This is a genomic window from Streptomyces sp. P3 (genome assembly GCF_003032475.1).
Classification (GTDB): Bacteria; Actinomycetota; Actinomycetes; order Streptomycetales; family Streptomycetaceae; genus Streptomyces.
Window position 1 is genome coordinate 2,197,386 of sequence record NZ_CP028369.1, and the last position, 14,849, is coordinate 2,212,234.

12 protein-coding genes and 1 pseudogene are annotated in these 14,849 nt (G+C 73.2%); 8 read left to right on the forward strand and 5 right to left on the reverse strand.

What is annotated here, in order from left to right:
• Nucleotides 1–16: 16 nt before the first annotated feature.
• Nucleotides 17–1,711: a phenylacetic acid degradation protein PaaN gene (gene paaN / locus C6376_RS09865; RefSeq protein WP_107443078.1), complete on the reverse strand. Its 1,695-nt coding sequence runs from the start codon at nucleotides 1,709–1,711 to the stop codon at nucleotides 17–19.
• A 159-nt stretch (nucleotides 1,712–1,870) separates the two neighbouring features.
• Here paaN and C6376_RS09870 point away from each other — a divergent pair, with 159 nt between their 5' ends.
• Entirely contained in the window at nucleotides 1,871–3,385 is a 1,515-nt protein-coding gene (locus tag C6376_RS09870; protein ID WP_107443079.1) for a 3-hydroxyacyl-CoA dehydrogenase, read from the forward strand.
• Nucleotides 3,382–3,972 (forward strand): TetR/AcrR family transcriptional regulator, encoded by a 591-nt coding sequence (locus C6376_RS09875; RefSeq protein WP_107443080.1) that lies wholly within the window; start codon nucleotides 3,382–3,384, stop codon nucleotides 3,970–3,972. The genes C6376_RS09870 and C6376_RS09875 overlap by 4 nt, the downstream gene beginning before the upstream one ends.
• 3 nt (nucleotides 3,973–3,975) lie before the next feature.
• Here C6376_RS09875 and C6376_RS09880 read toward each other — a convergent pair whose 3' ends face one another.
• On the reverse strand, nucleotides 3,976–4,431 hold the full coding sequence (locus C6376_RS09880; protein WP_057578187.1) for an Lrp/AsnC family transcriptional regulator: 456 nt from the start codon (nucleotides 4,429–4,431) through the stop codon (nucleotides 3,976–3,978).
• A 352-nt stretch (nucleotides 4,432–4,783) separates the two neighbouring features.
• Between C6376_RS09880 and pdhA the strand changes: the two genes are divergently transcribed.
• The 5 genes from pdhA to C6376_RS09905 all read left to right on the forward strand — a co-directional run bounded on the left by pdhA (nucleotide 4,784) and on the right by C6376_RS09905 (nucleotide 10,792).
• Complete coding sequence (pdhA, locus tag C6376_RS09885) at nucleotides 4,784–5,917, forward strand: pyruvate dehydrogenase (acetyl-transferring) E1 component subunit alpha (RefSeq protein ID WP_107443081.1); 1,134 nt, start codon at nucleotides 4,784–4,786, stop codon at nucleotides 5,915–5,917.
• Entirely contained in the window at nucleotides 5,917–6,921 is a 1,005-nt protein-coding gene (locus C6376_RS09890; RefSeq protein WP_107443082.1) for an alpha-ketoacid dehydrogenase subunit beta, read from the forward strand. The genes pdhA and C6376_RS09890 overlap by 1 nt, the downstream gene beginning before the upstream one ends.
• Nucleotides 6,921–8,387 carry a dihydrolipoamide acetyltransferase family protein gene (locus C6376_RS09895; RefSeq protein WP_107443083.1) on the forward strand — a complete coding sequence of 489 codons (1,467 nt, stop codon included), beginning with the start codon at nucleotides 6,921–6,923 and terminating at the stop codon, nucleotides 8,385–8,387. Before C6376_RS09890 ends, C6376_RS09895 begins: the two co-directional genes overlap by 1 nt.
• Before the next feature lie 72 nt (nucleotides 8,388–8,459).
• Nucleotides 8,460–9,395, forward strand: coding sequence for an NTP transferase domain-containing protein (locus C6376_RS09900; RefSeq protein WP_107443084.1), 936 nt, complete (start codon nucleotides 8,460–8,462; stop codon nucleotides 9,393–9,395).
• Entirely contained in the window at nucleotides 9,392–10,792 is a 1,401-nt protein-coding gene (locus tag C6376_RS09905; protein ID WP_107443085.1) for a molybdopterin molybdotransferase MoeA, read from the forward strand. The genes C6376_RS09900 and C6376_RS09905 overlap by 4 nt, the downstream gene beginning before the upstream one ends.
• Nucleotides 10,793–10,805: 13 nt before the next feature.
• On the opposite strand, the gene C6376_RS09910 is transcribed toward C6376_RS09905, so the two are convergent.
• Nucleotides 10,806–11,936 (reverse strand): TrkA family potassium uptake protein, encoded by a 1,131-nt coding sequence (locus tag C6376_RS09910; RefSeq protein WP_107443086.1) that lies wholly within the window; start codon nucleotides 11,934–11,936, stop codon nucleotides 10,806–10,808.
• Nucleotides 11,937–12,056: 120 nt separating this feature from the next.
• Here C6376_RS09910 and C6376_RS09915 point away from each other — a divergent pair.
• Nucleotides 12,057–12,755 (forward strand): annotated as a pseudogene (locus tag C6376_RS09915) (TrkA family potassium uptake protein); the annotation flags it as partial.
• A 223-nt stretch (nucleotides 12,756–12,978) separates the two neighbouring features.
• Here C6376_RS09915 and C6376_RS09920 read toward each other — a convergent pair.
• Both C6376_RS09920 and C6376_RS09925 read right to left on the reverse strand, forming a co-directional pair.
• On the reverse strand, nucleotides 12,979–13,827 hold the full coding sequence (locus tag C6376_RS09920) for an ABC transporter permease (protein ID WP_107443087.1): 849 nt from the start codon (nucleotides 13,825–13,827) through the stop codon (nucleotides 12,979–12,981).
• The gene (locus tag C6376_RS09925; RefSeq protein ID WP_107443088.1) at nucleotides 13,824–14,840 is read right to left on the reverse strand and encodes an ATP-binding cassette domain-containing protein; all 1,017 of its coding nucleotides are present in this window, start codon (nucleotides 14,838–14,840) and stop codon (nucleotides 13,824–13,826) included. Before C6376_RS09925 ends, C6376_RS09920 begins: the two co-directional genes overlap by 4 nt.
• Nucleotides 14,841–14,849 lie beyond the last annotated feature (9 nt).

Here is a 14,849-nt window from a genome sequence, read left to right on the forward strand (position 1 = left end):
GCCTCGGGGACGCTCCCTAGGCGTCCCGGCGGACCTCGACGACGCGGAAGCGGTTCGCGACGAAGGCGCCGTCGGTGAGGGCCGCGTTGGCCGCCGGGTTGCCGCCCGAGCCGTGGAAGTCGGAGAACGCGGCCGTCTGGTTGACGTAGACGCCGCCGGTGAGGTTCAGGGAGAGCTGGGCGGCCTCGTCCAGGCAGACCTCCTGGACGGCCTGCTCGACCTCGGCGTCGGTGGTGTACGCGCCGACCGTCATCGCGCCCTTCTCCCGCACGGTGCGCCGCAGCAGGGCCACCGCGTCGGCCGCGGAGTCGACCGTGACGGCGAAGGAGACGGGGCCGAAGCACTCGCTCATGTAGGCGGCCTCGTCGTCCGGCTTGGCTCCGTCCAGCTTGACGATCACCGGGGTGCGCACGATCGCGTCCGGGAACTCCGGGTTGCCGACCTCGCGGGAGGCGAGGGCGACCTCGCCGAGGCCCGCCGCGGCTTCCAGACGGGCCTTGACGTCGGGGTTGACGATCGCGCCGAGCAGCGCGTTCGCTCGTGCGTCGTCGCCGAGGAGACCGTCGACCGAGCGGGCGAGATCGGCGACGACCTCGTCGTAGGACTTCGGGCCCTCGTCGGTGCGGATGCCGTCGCGGGGGATCAGCAGGTTCTGCGGGGTGGTGCACATCTGGCCGCTGTACAGGGACAGCGAGAACGCCAGGTTGGCGAGCATGCCCTTGTAGTTCGCGGTGGACTCCACGAGCACCGTGTTGACGCCGGCCTTCTCGGTGTAGACCTGCGCCTGACGGGCGTTGGCCTCCAGCCAGTCGCCGAAGGCGGTCGAGCCGGTGTAGTCGACGATCCGGATCTCGGGGCGGGTGGCCAGCGTCTTGGCGATGCCCTCGCCGGGACGCTCGGCGGCCAGCGCGACCAGGTTCGGGTCGAAGCCGGCCGCGGCGAGCACCTCGCGCGCGACGCCCACGGTCAGCGCGAGCGGGAGCACCGCGCGCGGGTGGGGCTTGACCAGGACCGCGTTGCCGGTGGCCAGCGAGGCGAACAGGCCCGGGTAGCCGTTCCACGTGGGGAAGGTGTTGCAGCCGATGAGCAGGGCGACGCCGCGCGGGACGGGGGTGAAACTCTTGGTCATCGCGAGCGGGTCGCGCTTGCCCTGGGGCTTGCTCCACTCCGCCGTGCCGGGGGTGCGGACCTGTTCGGCGTAGGCGTACGCCACGGCTTCCAGGCCGCGGTCCTGTGCGTGCGGGCCGCCGGCCTGGAAGGCCATCATGAAGGCCTGGCCGGACGTGTGCATGACGGCGTGTGCGAATTCGTGGGTGCGGTCGCTGATCCGCTTGAGGATCTCCAGACAGACCACCGCGCGTACCTCCGCGCCCGCGTCCCGCCAGGCGCGCTGTCCGGCACGCATCGCGGGCAGCAGAGCGTCCACGTCCGCGTGCGGGTAGGAGACGCCGAGCTCGGGGCCGTACGGCGAGACCTCGCCGCCCACCCAGCCGTCCGTGCCGGGCTGGCCGAGGTCGAGGCGGGTGTTCAGGACGGCGTCGAAGGCGGCCTTCCCGGCTGCCGCGTCCAGGCTGCCGTTCTCCCCGTAGGCCTTGGGGTGTTCGGGGTGGGGGGACCAGTACGCGCGCGTGCGGATCGCTTCCAGGGCCTGGTCGAGGGTGGGCCGGTGCTGGGCGATCAGAGCGTGCGCGGTCAGTTCGGCGGCGGCCATGCGGGACCAACTCCTCGTCTTGAGAACTCTCCGTCGAGCTCATGACCTGGCGGAAACCTGGGCAGGAACAGCCAGTCACGGCTAGAGTAACCGAACGATCGGTCGGGACAAGGGGGCCTGCCGCATCTGTGGAAATCCCCGTGCGGGAGGATCGCGCACATGACAGGACTCGACCCCAGCAGCGCCGTGGCCGTCGTCGGCACCGGCACCATGGGCCAGGGCATCGCCCAGGTCGCACTGGTCGCGGGACACCCCGTGCGGCTGTACGACGCCGTTCCCGGCCGTGCTCGCGAGGCGGCCGCCGCGATCGGCGCCCGCCTGGACCGGCTCGTCGAGAAGGACCGTCTCGCCGCCGCGGACCGGGACGAGGCACGCGCCCGGTTGCGGCCCGCGGAGAGCATCGCCGACCTCGCGGACTGCTCCCTGGTCGTGGAGGCCGTCGTCGAGCGGCTGGACGTCAAGCAGGAGCTGTTCCGGCAGCTGGAGGACGTCGTCGGCGAGGACTGCCTGCTCGCCACCAACACCTCCTCCCTGTCCGTGACCGCGGTCGCCGGCGCCCTGCGCAACCCGGGGCGCTTCGTCGGCCTGCACTTCTTCAACCCGGCGCCGCTGCTGCCGCTGGTCGAGGTCGTCTCCGGGTACGCCACCGACGTCACCTCGGCCACGCGCGCGTACGAGACCGCCCGCGCCTGGGGGAAGACGCCGGTCGCCTGCGCCGACACCCCCGGGTTCATCGTCAACCGCATCGCGCGGCCCTTCTACGCCGAGGCGTTCGCCGTCTACGAGGCGCAGGGCGCCGACCCGGCCACCATCGACGCGGTCCTGCGCGAGTCGGGCGGCTTCCGGATGGGCGCCTTCGAACTGACCGACCTGATCGGCCAGGACGTCAACGAGTCGGTCACGCACTCCGTGTGGCAGTCCTTCTTCCAGGACGTGCGCTTCACGCCCTCGCTCGCCCAGCGGCGCCTGGTCGAGTCGGGCCGCCTCGGCCGCAAGAGCGGCCAGGGCTGGTACGACTACCGGGAGGGCGCCGAGCCCGCCGAGCCGCACACCGCCGAGAAGGCCCGGCCTCCCGCGTACGTCGTCGCCGAGGGCAACCTGGGCCCCGCGTCGGAGCTGCTCGCGCTGATCCGGGAGGCGGGCATCCAGGTCCGCGAGGAGGACGAGGACCACGGCACCCGCCTGGTGCTGCCCGGCGGCGGCCAGCTCGCCCTCGCCGACGGCCAGACCTCCGTGGAGTTCCGCGACGTCGTCTACTTCGACCTGGCCCTGGACTACCGCAAGGCCACCCGCATCGCCCTGGCCTCCTCCCAGGACACCTCCCCGCAGACCATGTCCGAGGCGGTCGGCCTGTTCCAGGCGCTCGGCAAGGACGTCAGCGTCATCGGGGACGTCCCCGGCATGATCGTCGCCCGTACGGTCGCCCGGATCGTCGACCTCGCGCACGACGCGGTCGCCAAGGGCGTCGCCACCGAGGAGGACATCGACACCGCGATGCGCCTCGGGGTGAACTACCCCCTCGGCCCGTTCGAGTGGAGCCGCCGTCTCGGCCGCACCTGGGCCTGCGCCCTCCTCGACGACCTGCACGAGCGCGACCCCTCCGGGCGCTACGCGCCGTCCCTCGCGCTCTACCGGCACTCCTACGCCACGGAGAAGCGGGAGGGCGCCTCGTGACCACCGCCAAGCGCGACACGTACACCCCGGAGAGCCTGCTCTCCGTCGCCGTCCAGGTGTTCAACGAGCGCGGCTACGACGGCACCTCCATGGAGCACCTCTCCAGGGCGGCCGGCATCTCCAAGTCGTCGATCTACCACCACGTCGCCGGCAAGGAGGAGCTGCTGCGGCGCGCCGTCAGCCGCGCGCTGGACGGACTGTTCGGGATCCTCGACGAGGAGCACGCGCGCGAGGGGCACGCCTCGGAGCGCCTCGAGTACGTCGTGCGGCGCATGGTCGAGGTCCTCATCGGCGAACTGCCGTACGTGACGCTGCTGCTGCGGGTGCGCGGCAACACCGACACCGAGCGGTGGGCCCTGGAGCGGCGCCGGGACTTCGACCACCGGGTCGCCGAGCTGCTGAGGGCGGCCGCGGCCGAGGGGGAGGTGCGCGGCGACATGGAGGTGCGGCTCGCCACCCGCCTGGTCTTCGGGATGATCAACTCGATCGTCGAGTGGTACCGGCCCGGCGGCCGGGGAATGGTCGAGAGCGATGTGGCGGACGCGGTGGTGCGGCTCGTCTTCGAGGGGCTGCGCACGGCCCCGTAGGGCTCAGCCCTGCGGTTCCAGGTCCTCCTCCTCGAACACCAGCAGCGTGCGGGTGCTGAGCACCTCGGGGATCGCCTGCAGACGGGTGAGGACCACCTCGCGCAGCGCCCGGTTGTCGGGTGTGTGCACCAGCAGCAGGACGTCGAAGTCGCCCCCGACGAGCGCGATGTGGGAGGCGCCGGGCAGCCGTCTGAGCTGCTCGCGCACGGTCCGCCAGGAGTTCTGCACGATCGTCAGGGTGATGTAGGCGCTCGTGCCCTGTCCCGCCCGCTCGTGGTCGACGCGGGCGCCGAAGCCGCGGATGACGCCGTCCTCGATGAGCCGGTTGATCCGCGCGTAGGCGTTGGCCCGGGAGACATGGACCCGTTCGGCGACCGAGCGTATGGAGGCGCGGCCGTCCGCCTGGAGCATCTGCAGGATGTCCTGGTCGATGGCGTCGAGCGGACGCGGCGGCGGCAGCGGGGCCCCGGCCGAGGGCGCAGGAGCAGTGCCCGCGGACGGCTGGGGGCCGCCCGGCGCGGAACCCCCCGGCGGCTGGGAGCCGCCCGACCCGGCACCACCCGGCGGAAGCGCGGCACCGCCCGACGGGAGCGCGGCACCGCTCTCCGGCCCTGCGGCCATTTGTTCAGGTGCCATGTCCCCCCGCCTCTCCCGTATGGACGTACTGCACCCATCTCAGGTTGTGGAGAACCGTTTGTCCACAGCCTGAGGGGCCCTGTAGCCAAAATGTGCCGACGACCGAACAATCGGTAGGTGAGGCGCATCACAACTGACGCGCCACCCGTAGCCACTCCTCCGAGGAGGTGCCGTCATGACGGTCATGGAGCAGCGGGGCGCGTACCGGCCGACCCCGCCGCCGGCCTGGCAGCCCCGTACCGATCCCGCGCCGCTGCTGCCCGACGCGGAGCCGTACCGCGTCCTCGGCACCGAGGCGGCCGCACAGGCCGACCCCGAGCTGCTGCGCCGGCTGTACGCGCAGCTGGTTCGCGGCCGGCGGTACAACGTCCAGGCCACCGCCCTCACCAAGCAGGGCAGACTCGCCGTCTACCCGTCCAGCACCGGCCAGGAGGCGTGCGAGGTCGCCGCCGCTCTCGTCCTGGAGGAGCGGGACTGGCTCTTCCCCAGCTACCGCGACACCCTCGCCGTCGTCGCACGCGGCGTGGACCCCGTCGAGGCCCTCACCCTGCTGCGCGGCGACTGGCACACCGGCTACGACCCCCACGAGCACCGGGTCGCACCCCTGTGCACCCCGCTCGCCACCCAGCTCCCGCACGCCGTGGGCCTCGCGCACGCCGCCCGCCTCAAGGGGGACGACGTGGTCGCGCTCGCCATGGTCGGCGACGGCGGCACCAGTGAGGGCGACTTCCACGAGGCGCTGAACTTCGCCGCCGTCTGGCAGGCGCCGGTCGTCTTCCTCGTGCAGAACAACGGCTTCGCGATCTCCGTGCCGCTCGCCAAGCAGACCGCCGCCCCGTCGCTGGCCCACAAGGCCGTCGGATACGGCATGCCGGGCCGGCTGGTCGACGGCAACGACGCGGCGGCCGTGCACGAGGTGCTGGCCGACGCCGTGCGCCGCGCACGGGAAGGCGGCGGCCCGACCCTCGTGGAGGCGGTGACGTACCGCATCGACGCGCACACCAACGCCGACGACGCCACCCGCTACCGCGCCGACGCCGAGGTCGAGACCTGGCGCGAGCACGACCCGATCGAGCTCCTGGAGCGCGAGCTGACCGCGCGCGGGCTGCTCGACGAGGACACCCGGCGCACCGTGCGGGAGGCCGCCGAGGAGATGGCCGCAGACCTGCGCGCCCGGATGAACCAGGACGCTGTCCTCGACCCGATGGACCTGTTCTCCCACGTGTACGCCGAACCCACCCCGCAGCTGCGCGAGCAGCAGGCGATGCTGCGGGCGGAGCTCGAGGCCGAGCAGGAAGGCGCGCACTGATGACGACGGTCGCCCTCAAGCCCGCCACCATGGCGCAGGCCCTCACGCGCGCGCTCCGTGACGCGATGGCCGCCGACCCGACCGTGCACGTCCTGGGCGAGGACGTGGGCGCCCTCGGCGGGGTCTTCCGGGTCACCGACGGGCTCGCGAGGGAGTTCGGCGAGGACCGCTGCACGGACACCCCGCTCGCCGAGGCCGGCATTCTCGGCACCGCTGTCGGCATGGCCATGTACGGGCTGCGCCCGGTCGTGGAGATGCAGTTCGACGCCTTCGCCTATCCGGCGTTCGAGCAGCTCATCAGCCATGTCGCCCGCATGCGCAACCGCACCCGCGGCCGGATGCCGCTGCCGATCACCGTCCGCGTTCCCTACGGCGGCGGTATCGGCGGCGTCGAGCACCACAGCGACTCCTCCGAGGCGTACTACATCGCGACTCCGGGCCTGCACGTCGTCACGCCCGCCACGGTCGCCGACGCCTACGGTCTGCTGCGCGCCGCCATCGCCTCCGACGACCCGGTCGTCTTCCTCGAACCCAAGCGCCTGTACTGGTCCAAGGACTCGTGGAACCCGCAGGAACCGCAGTCCGTCGAGCCGATCGGGCGCGCGGTCGTGCGGCGGCCGGGCCGCAGCGCGACCCTGATCACGTACGGGCCGTCGGTTCCGGTCTGTCTCGAGGCCGCCGAGGCGGCGCGGGCCGAGGGCTGGGACCTCGAGGTCGTCGATCTGCGCTCCCTGGTGCCCTTCGACGACGAGACGGTCGCCGCGTCGGTGCGGCGCACCGGCCGCGCGGTCGTCGTCCACGAGTCGGGCTCCTTCGGCGGCCCCGGCGGAGAGATCGCGGCCCGCGTCACCGAGCGCTGCTTCCACCACCTGGAGGCGCCGGTGCTGCGCGTCGCCGGGTTCGACCTGCCGTATCCGCCGCCGATGCTGGAGCGCCACCACCTGCCCGGCGTCGACCGCATCCTGGACGCCGTGGCGCGGCTGCAGTGGGAGGGCGGGAACTGATGGCACAGGTACTGGAGTTCAAGCTGCCCGACCTCGGAGAAGGGCTCACCGAGGCGGAGATCGTCCGTTGGCTGGTCCAGGTCGGCGACGTGGTCGCCGTCGACCAGCCGGTCGTCGAGGTCGAGACGGCCAAGGCGATGGTCGAGGTGCCCTGCCCGTACGGCGGCGTGGTCACGGCCCGCTTCGGCGAGGAGGGCACGGAACTGCCCGTCGGCGCGCCGCTGATCACGGTCGCGGTCGGCGCCCCCGCGTCCGGCGACGCGCTCGGACCCGCCGGCCCGGCCGGACGGGGTGGGCCGGCCGAGGGCTCGGGCAACGTGCTGGTGGGTTACGGCACCTCAGAGGCCCCGGCACGGCGCAGGCGGGTGCGGCCGGTCCAGCCCACTCCGCCGACCGCGTCCCCGGCGACGAGGCCGGCCGCCGCTCCGCCGACGGCGCACGACCCCTCGCGGGCCGCGACGACGACTCCGGTGGCGAAGCCGCACGCCCTGTCCCACGCCGCTCCGGCTCCCGTGGCTGTGCCGGTCGAGGCCGGTACCGTCGGCGCACCGCACACGGCGTCCGACGGCCCCGTCCCCGTGATCTCCCCGCTGGTGCGTCGCCTCGCGCGGGAGAACGGCCTGGATCTGCGGCAGCTCACCGGGTCCGGACCCGAGGGATTGATCCTGCGGGCCGATGTGGAGAACGCCCTGCGCGCTCCCACCGCACCGGTCGGCTCCCGCGCCGCGCGGCCCGTGCCGGACACCGTCGTGACGCCCGTCGCGGGCGTCACCGCCGACGGCCGCCGTATCCCTCTCAAGGGCGTCCGGGGCGCCGTCGCCGACAAACTCTCCCGCAGCCGGCACGAGATCCCCGACGCCACCTGCTGGGTGGACGCCGACGCGACGGAACTGATGCGCGCCCGCGCCGCCATGAACGCGGCCGGCGGACCGAAGATCTCGCTCCTCGCGCTGCTCGCCCGGATCTGCACCGCGGCCCTGGCGCGGTTCCCCGAGCTCAACTCCAGCGTCGACACGGCGGCCCGCGAGATCGTCCAGTTCGACCACGTCCACCTCGGGTTCGCCGCGCAGACCGAGCGCGGACTCGTCGTACCGGTCGTCCGCGACGCACACGCCCGGGACGCCGAGGGCCTCACCGCGGAGTTCGCCCGGCTCACCGAGGCCGGCCGCGCCGGACGCCTCACTCCGGGCGACCTGACCGGCGGCACCTTCACGCTGAACAACTACGGCGTGTTCGGCGTCGACGGATCCACGCCGATCGTGAACCACCCCGAGGCGGCCATGCTCGGCGTCGGCCGGATCGTGCCCAAGCCATGGGTGCACGAGGGCGAACTGGCCGTGCGCCAGGTCGTCCAGCTCTCGCTCACCTTCGACCACCGGGTGTGCGACGGAGGCACGGCGGGTGGATTTCTGCGCCACGTGGCGGACTGCGTGGAACAGCCGGCGGTGCTGCTGCGCACGCTGTGATCCCGGACGGGCCCACGCGGTCCCGGTGATCCAGGGGAACCGGATGCCCGGAGCGGGCCGCATACTCGTGGGGTGACCTCGAACGAGTCCGTCGTCTACGACGCCGTGGTGCTGGCCGGCGGCGGCGCCCGCAGGCTGGGCGGCGCCGACAAACCGGGTGTGCTGGTGGGTGGGCGCGCGCTGCTGGACCGGGTGCTCGGAGCCTGCGTCGACGCGCGCGCCACCGTCGTCGTCGCCGAGCACCGCCCCACCGCCCGGCCGGTGCGCTGGGCGCGCGAGGACCCGCCCGGGGCGGGCCCCGTCGCCGCGCTCGACGCCGGGCTGCGCCACACCGCGGCGGACGACGTCCTCGTCCTGTCCGCCGATCTGCCGTTCCTCACCGCGGACACCGTGCGCCGGCTGCTGACCGCCCTGCGCACCGGAACGGGCGAGGGCGTGCTGCTCACCGACGGCGACGGCCATGAGCAGCCGCTCGTCGCCGCGTACCGTACGGCGGCGCTCCGCCGCGAACTGGCGGTGCTCACCGCCGACCGGGGCGGCCTCGCCGGGCTGCCCCTGCGCCGGCTGACCGCCGGGCTCGAACTCACCCACGTCCCCGACCCCGTCGCGTCGTTCGACTGCGACACCTGGGACGACATCGCCTCCGCCAGGGCACGGATCAGGGAGCATGGCCACGTGTTGGACGAATGGATCTCCGCAGTCAAGGACGAACTGGGCATCGACCTCGACGTCGACACCGGCGTGCTGCTCGACCTCGCGCGGGACGCCGCGCACGGGGTGGCCCGGCCCGCGGCCCCGCTGACCACTTTCCTGGTCGGCTACGCGGCCGCGCAGGCCCAGGGCGGACCCGAGGCCGTCGCCGAAGCCGCCCGCAAGGCTGCCGCGCTCGCGCTGCGCTGGGCCCAGGAGGCCGAGCAGGACCGAGCCGCAGAACCCGCCGGCCCGGAACCCGCCGGCGCGGAACCCACCGGCTCGGAAAGCAACCGCTCCCGGCCGGACGCCGGATGACCCCCGGCGGCACGGGACAGGGCCTCGACGCCGAGGACCTCGACGTCGAGGAGGCGCTCGCCCTCGTGAAGGACGGCAACAGCCCCGCCCGCCCGACCGGCGACCACGGTCCGGGACGGCGTGCGAGCGAGGGTGCCCCGCCGTCGCGCACCCCGGAGACGGGCCGTGGGGCCGCCGCACAGGAGCGCCGCCACCGGGCGACCCTCTGGCCCGAGGCCCGCGCGATCGCCGCCCGGGCGGCAGGATCCCGCGCCGCCCGCCGCGCTCCCGTCTCGGTGACCCTCGGCGACGCCCTCGGCCTCGTCCTCGCGGCCCCGCTGACCGCCCTCACCGACCTGCCCTCGTTCGACACCTCGGCGATGGACGGGTGGGCGGTCGCCGGTCCCGGTCCCTGGCACGTCCGGGACGAGGGCGTGCTGGCCGGAAGCGCGGCCCCCGCGCCCCTCGCCGACGGAGAGGCCGTCCGGATCGCCACCGGCGCCCGGATCCCCCCGGACACCACCGCCGTGCTGCGCAGCGAGCACGGCCGCACCGACGACAACGGCCGGCTGCACCCCACCCGCGAGATGCAGCACGGCCAGGACATCCGGCCGCGGGGCCAGGAGTGCCGCAGCGGGGACCAGCTGCTGCTCGCCGGAGCGGTGGTGACGCCGGCCGTGCTCGGTCTCGCCGCGGCCGCCGGATACGACACGCTGACCGTCGTCCCCCGGCCCCGGGTCGAGGTGCTCGTCCTCGGCGACGAACTGCTCGCCGAGGGCCGCCCGCGCGACGGACTCATCCGGGACGCGCTCGGCCCGATGCTGCCCCCGTGGCTGCGGGGGCTCGGCGCCGATGTCGTCGCCGTGCGCAGGCTCGGCGACGACGCGAAGGCCCTGCACAAGGCGGTCACCGGTTCGAGCGCCGACCTGATCGTCACCACCGGAGGCACTGCCGCGGGGCCCGTCGACCATGTGCACCCCACACTGCGCCGTATCGACGCCGAGCTTCTCGTCGACGGCGTGAAGGTGCGCCCCGGCCACCCCATGCTGCTGGCCCGTACCAAGGAAGACCAGTACCTCGTCGGGCTGCCCGGCAACCCCCTCGCGGCCGTCTCCGGCCTGCTCACACTGGCGGAGCCGCTGTTGCGGGCCCTGGCCGCCCGCCCTGCGCCCGAGCCGTACGCGCTGCCGTTGCGGGAGACGGTGCACGGGCATCCGCACGACACCCGGCTCGTCCCGGTGTCCCTGCGGGCCGACCACGTCATGCCGCTGCACTACAACGGGCCGGCCATGCTGCGCGGCATCGCGGCGGCCGATGCCCTCGCCATCGTGCCGCCGGGTGGTGCGCGGGCAGGTCAGGAGGCCGAACTCCTCGACCTGCCGTGGGCGGCGGCCGGGGTCGGCGCCTGTTTCACGTGAAACCGGCGGTGTTTCACGTGAAACTTTCCTGTTCCTCGGCGGCCGGTGCGGCCCGGCTGACGGTGATCACACGATCCCCCGACTGGAGACGTGCGAGCCGGGGGTCGGCGTAGTCCAGGAACTGCTTGCCCCGGACGACTGCCACGATCAGGTCCGCGCAGGAGCGCGGCTCCTCTCCCACCTCCGCCTTGGCGACCGGGCGCTCGATGAGGTCCAGGCCGCTGCCGAGGGTCATCAGGGTCTCCAGCGTCTGGGCCACGGTCGGGCTGACCAGTGACACGCCGAGCAGTCGGCCGGCGGAGCTGGAGCTGGTGACCACGGTGTCGGCGCCGCTCTGTTTGAGCAGCGGCACGTTCTCGTCCTCGCGGGCCGCGACGACGATCGTGGCGCGCCGGTTGAGCTGGCGGGCGGTCAGGGTGACGAGGGCCGCGGTGTCGTCGCGCTGAGGGGCCACGATCACCCGTGAGGCATTCTGCACCTCGGCCTTCACCAGGGTCTCCGAGCGGGTCGCGTCCCCCGTCACCGACACCAGTCCGTCGTCGCCGGCCGCGAGCGCGGACTTGCGCTGTGCGTCCACGATCACGATGTTCTCCTTGGCGATGCCCTTCCCGACCAGCGTCTGCACCGCGTGACGGCCCTTGGTGCCGTAACCGACGACCACGATGTGGCCGCTGGTGCGGACCCGCCAGCGGTGGATGCGGACCTGCTGCCGGGTGCGTTCGGTGAGTACCTCGAGGGTGGTGCCGACCAGGATGATCAGGAAGAGGACGCGCAGCGGGGTGATGACGAGGATGTTGATGAGCCGGGCCGTGTCACTGACCGGGGTGATGTCGCCGTAGCCGGTGGTGGAGAGCGTGACGGTGGCGTAGTAGGCGGCGTCCAGGAGGCTCACGGAGCCGTCCGAGTTGTCGTTGTAGCCGTCGTGGTCGGCGTAGACGATCAGTGTGGTGATCGCGAGCACCAGCAGGGCGACGCTGAGGCGGCGCAGCACCTGCAACAGCGGGGGTGCGCCGATCCGTACGGGCATCGTGATGGAGCGGCCCGCCTCGGCGTCGTCCCGGGCCTCGGTGTGTGAGCGGTACCAGAGGGATCTGAAGAGGGACAGCCTGACCGGACGTGCCGGCGGTCGTTCGTGGTCCTTCAACCCGTGCCCCCTGTGATGGTGATCCGAACGGTGGGCACCATGGTTCCCGGCGGGCCGGTGCCCGTCATGCTGCAACACGTGTCCATGAGCCCGCAGATGTCCATGATCCCGGAGGTCCCCTTGCGCGACCACACTGTCGTCGTCGGCTTCGGAACGAAGGGGCGGTCCGCGATCCGGACGGCCTGTGCCTCCGGGCTGCGCAAGGAGCAGGTCGTGGTGATCGACCCGAGCGTGAAGGTGATCGACGCGGCCCGGGCCGAGGGCTACGAGGGCGTCGTCGGCGACGCCACGCGCAGCGACGTGCTGCGGCGGGCGGAGGTGCAGCGGGCGGGGCGCATCGTCATCGCGACCCAGCGCGACGACACGGCCGTGCTGGTGGCGCTGACGGCCCGGCAGCTCAATCCCGGGGCGAAGATCGTGGCGGCGGTCCGTGAGGAGGAGAACGCGCCGCTGCTCCGGCAGTCCGGCGCCGACGAGGTCATCACCAGTGCCGGGGCGGCCGGCCGGCTGCTCGGCCTGTCCGTGCTCAGCCCGGCGGCGGGCAGCGTCATGGAGGACCTCATCCGGCAGGGCGACGGGCTCGACCTCGTGGAACGACCCGTCACCAAGGCCGAGGTGGGCCGGGGGCCGCGGGAGACGGCCGACCTGGTGGTGAGCGTCGTCCGCGGCCACCGGGTGCTCGCCTACGACGATCCGGCGATCGGGGTGCTGGAGCCGACGGACCGGCTGGTCGCGATCGTGCGGATCGGCCCCGGCCCCGGACGGTCCCCACTCGGACCGCCGGGTATGCCCGGCGTTCCGCCGCTCCCGCCGGCCTGAGGCGGGCCGGCGGGAACGGCGGGCCGGCGAGCCACGCGCCGGTCGCGGGGCCGTGCTGCTGCCGCGGGTCTGTGGTGCTGCCTGGGGCCGCGGACTTCGGTGAGGCGGGATGTGCCGGGGCCGAGGGCCAGGGTCGTAGCGGGAGGCGCCGGGGCCGACGGCCGGGGTCGTAGCGGGAGGCGCCGGGGCCGACGGCCGGGGTCGTAGCGGGCTTGGGGCCGCGCTACTTGCGGTTGTAGAGCCGCATCGTGACCGGCCCGAAGACCAGCACGAACAGTCCGGCCCAGCCCAGCGTCCAGGCGATCTCGGCCCCCGGCCAGTCGCCCGCCATCAGGCCGCGCACCGCCGAGGCGAGGTGGGTGACCGGGCTGTTGTTGACGAACGCCTGCAGCCACCCCGGCATGGTGTGCGGATCGACGAACACGTTGGACAGGAAGGTGAGCGGGAAGATCACCATCATGCTGACGCCCATCACCGACTTCTCGGTGCGCAGCAGCAACCCGAACATCGTCCAGATCCACGAGAACGCGAACGAGAAGACGATCAGCAGGGCGATCCCGGCGACCACTCCCGCGACCCCGCCGTCCGGCCGGTAGCCGAGCACGATGCCCACGGTGAGCATGACCACGGACGCGATCGTGTACCGCAGGGCGTCGCCGAGCAGATAGCCGACCATCGTCGACGGCCGCCAGATCGGCAGCGACCGGAACCGGTCGAAGACGCCCTTCTCGATGTCGGTGTTCACCGAGACACCCGTGTACATCGTGATCATCACGACCGACATCACCAGGATGCCCGGCAGCAGGAACTGGATGTACTTCTCCGGGGAGCCGGCCAGGGCGCCCCCGAAGAGATACGTGTACATCAGCACCATCATGATCGGGAAAGCGGTCACGTCGAAGAGCTGTTCCGGGACGTGTTTGATCTTGAGGACGGCCCGCCAGCCGAAGGTCAGGGAGGCGGACAGCGCGCTCGGGCGCGGCGGCCGCTCCTTGGTGACGAGCAGGGCGGCCAGCGACTCGGCGCTGACCGGCGCGAGGTCCTGGACCTCCGCGGTGGTCGTGGTGCTCATGCCGCCTCCTCGCCTTCCCGGGCCGCCCGGCTGTCGGCGTCGGCCTGTGTGTCGTGTCCGGTGAGGGCGAGGAACACCTCGTCCAGGCTGGGCTGGCCCAGGGAGAAGTTGTCGACGGTGACGCCGGCCCGGGCGAGTTCGCCGAGGGCCCGGGCGGCCTGTTCGGCGGCGCCGTCCTGCGCGGCGGCGCTCAGCCGGGCGGTCAGCGCCACGGGGTCCGGCTCGGGCTGGACGTCGGCGTCCAGCGTCAGCCGCAGCACCTGCTCGGCCGTCGCCCGCTGGCCGGCGTCCCGCAGCCGCAGATGGACGGAGCCGGCGCCGACGGACGCCTTCAGTTCGCCCTTCGTGCCCTCGGCGATGACCCGGCCCCGGTCGATGACGGCGATCCGGGACGCAAGCTGGTCGGCCTCGTCGAGATACTGCGTGGTCAGCAGCACGGTGGTGCCCTGGGCGACCACCGCCCGCACGATGTCCCAGACCTGGTTGCGGCTGCGCGGGTCGAGTCCGGTGGTCGGCTCGTCGAGGAAGAGCAGGTCGGGAGTGCTGAGGATGGAGGCGGCGATGTCGATGCGGCGCCGCATGCCGCCCGAGTAGTGCTTGACCTGCTTCGCGGCGGCCTCCGCGAGCCCGAAGGCCGCCAGGAGCTGGCCGGACCGATCCCGCGCCGCCTTCTTGCCGTGGCCGAGGAGCCGCCCGAGGAGCACCAGGTTCTCGGTGCCGGTCAGGTCCTCGTCGACGGAGGCGTACTGGCCGGTGAGACTGACCCGGCCGCGTACCTCGTCGGCCTCGCGGACGACGTCGTGGCCGAAGATCCGGGCCTCACCGCCGTCGGGCCGCAGCAGGGTGGCCAGCATCTTGACGGTGGTGGTCTTGCCGGCGCCGTTCGGGCCGAGGACGCCGTAGACCGTGCCGGTGGGCACGGCGAGGTCGACGCCGTCCACCGCCCTGGTGTCGCCGAACGTCTTCACCAGGCCCGCGGTCTCGATCGCCAGGCCGGCGGTGTGATCGCTCATGGGGTTCCT

Excerpts from the sequence above, each read along its gene's own strand:
- C6376_RS09905 (WP_107443085.1), top strand. The coding sequence starts at position 9,392 with ATGACCCCCGGCGGCACGGGACAGGGCCTCGACGCCGAGGACCTCGAC.
- pdhA (WP_107443081.1), top strand. The coding sequence starts at position 4,784 with ATGACGGTCATGGAGCAGCGGGGCGCGTACCGGCCGACCCCGCCGCCG.
- C6376_RS09870 (WP_107443079.1), top strand. The coding sequence starts at position 1,871 with ATGACAGGACTCGACCCCAGCAGCGCCGTGGCCGTCGTCGGCACCGGC.
- C6376_RS09920 (WP_107443087.1), bottom strand. The coding sequence starts at position 13,827 with ATGAGCACCACGACCACCGCGGAGGTCCAGGACCTCGCGCCGGTCAGC.
- C6376_RS09890 (WP_107443082.1), top strand. The coding sequence starts at position 5,917 with ATGACGACGGTCGCCCTCAAGCCCGCCACCATGGCGCAGGCCCTCACG.
- paaN (WP_107443078.1), bottom strand. The coding sequence starts at position 1,711 with ATGGCCGCCGCCGAACTGACCGCGCACGCTCTGATCGCCCAGCACCGG.
- C6376_RS09895 (WP_107443083.1), top strand. The coding sequence starts at position 6,921 with ATGGCACAGGTACTGGAGTTCAAGCTGCCCGACCTCGGAGAAGGGCTC.
- C6376_RS09925 (WP_107443088.1), bottom strand. The coding sequence starts at position 14,840 with ATGAGCGATCACACCGCCGGCCTGGCGATCGAGACCGCGGGCCTGGTG.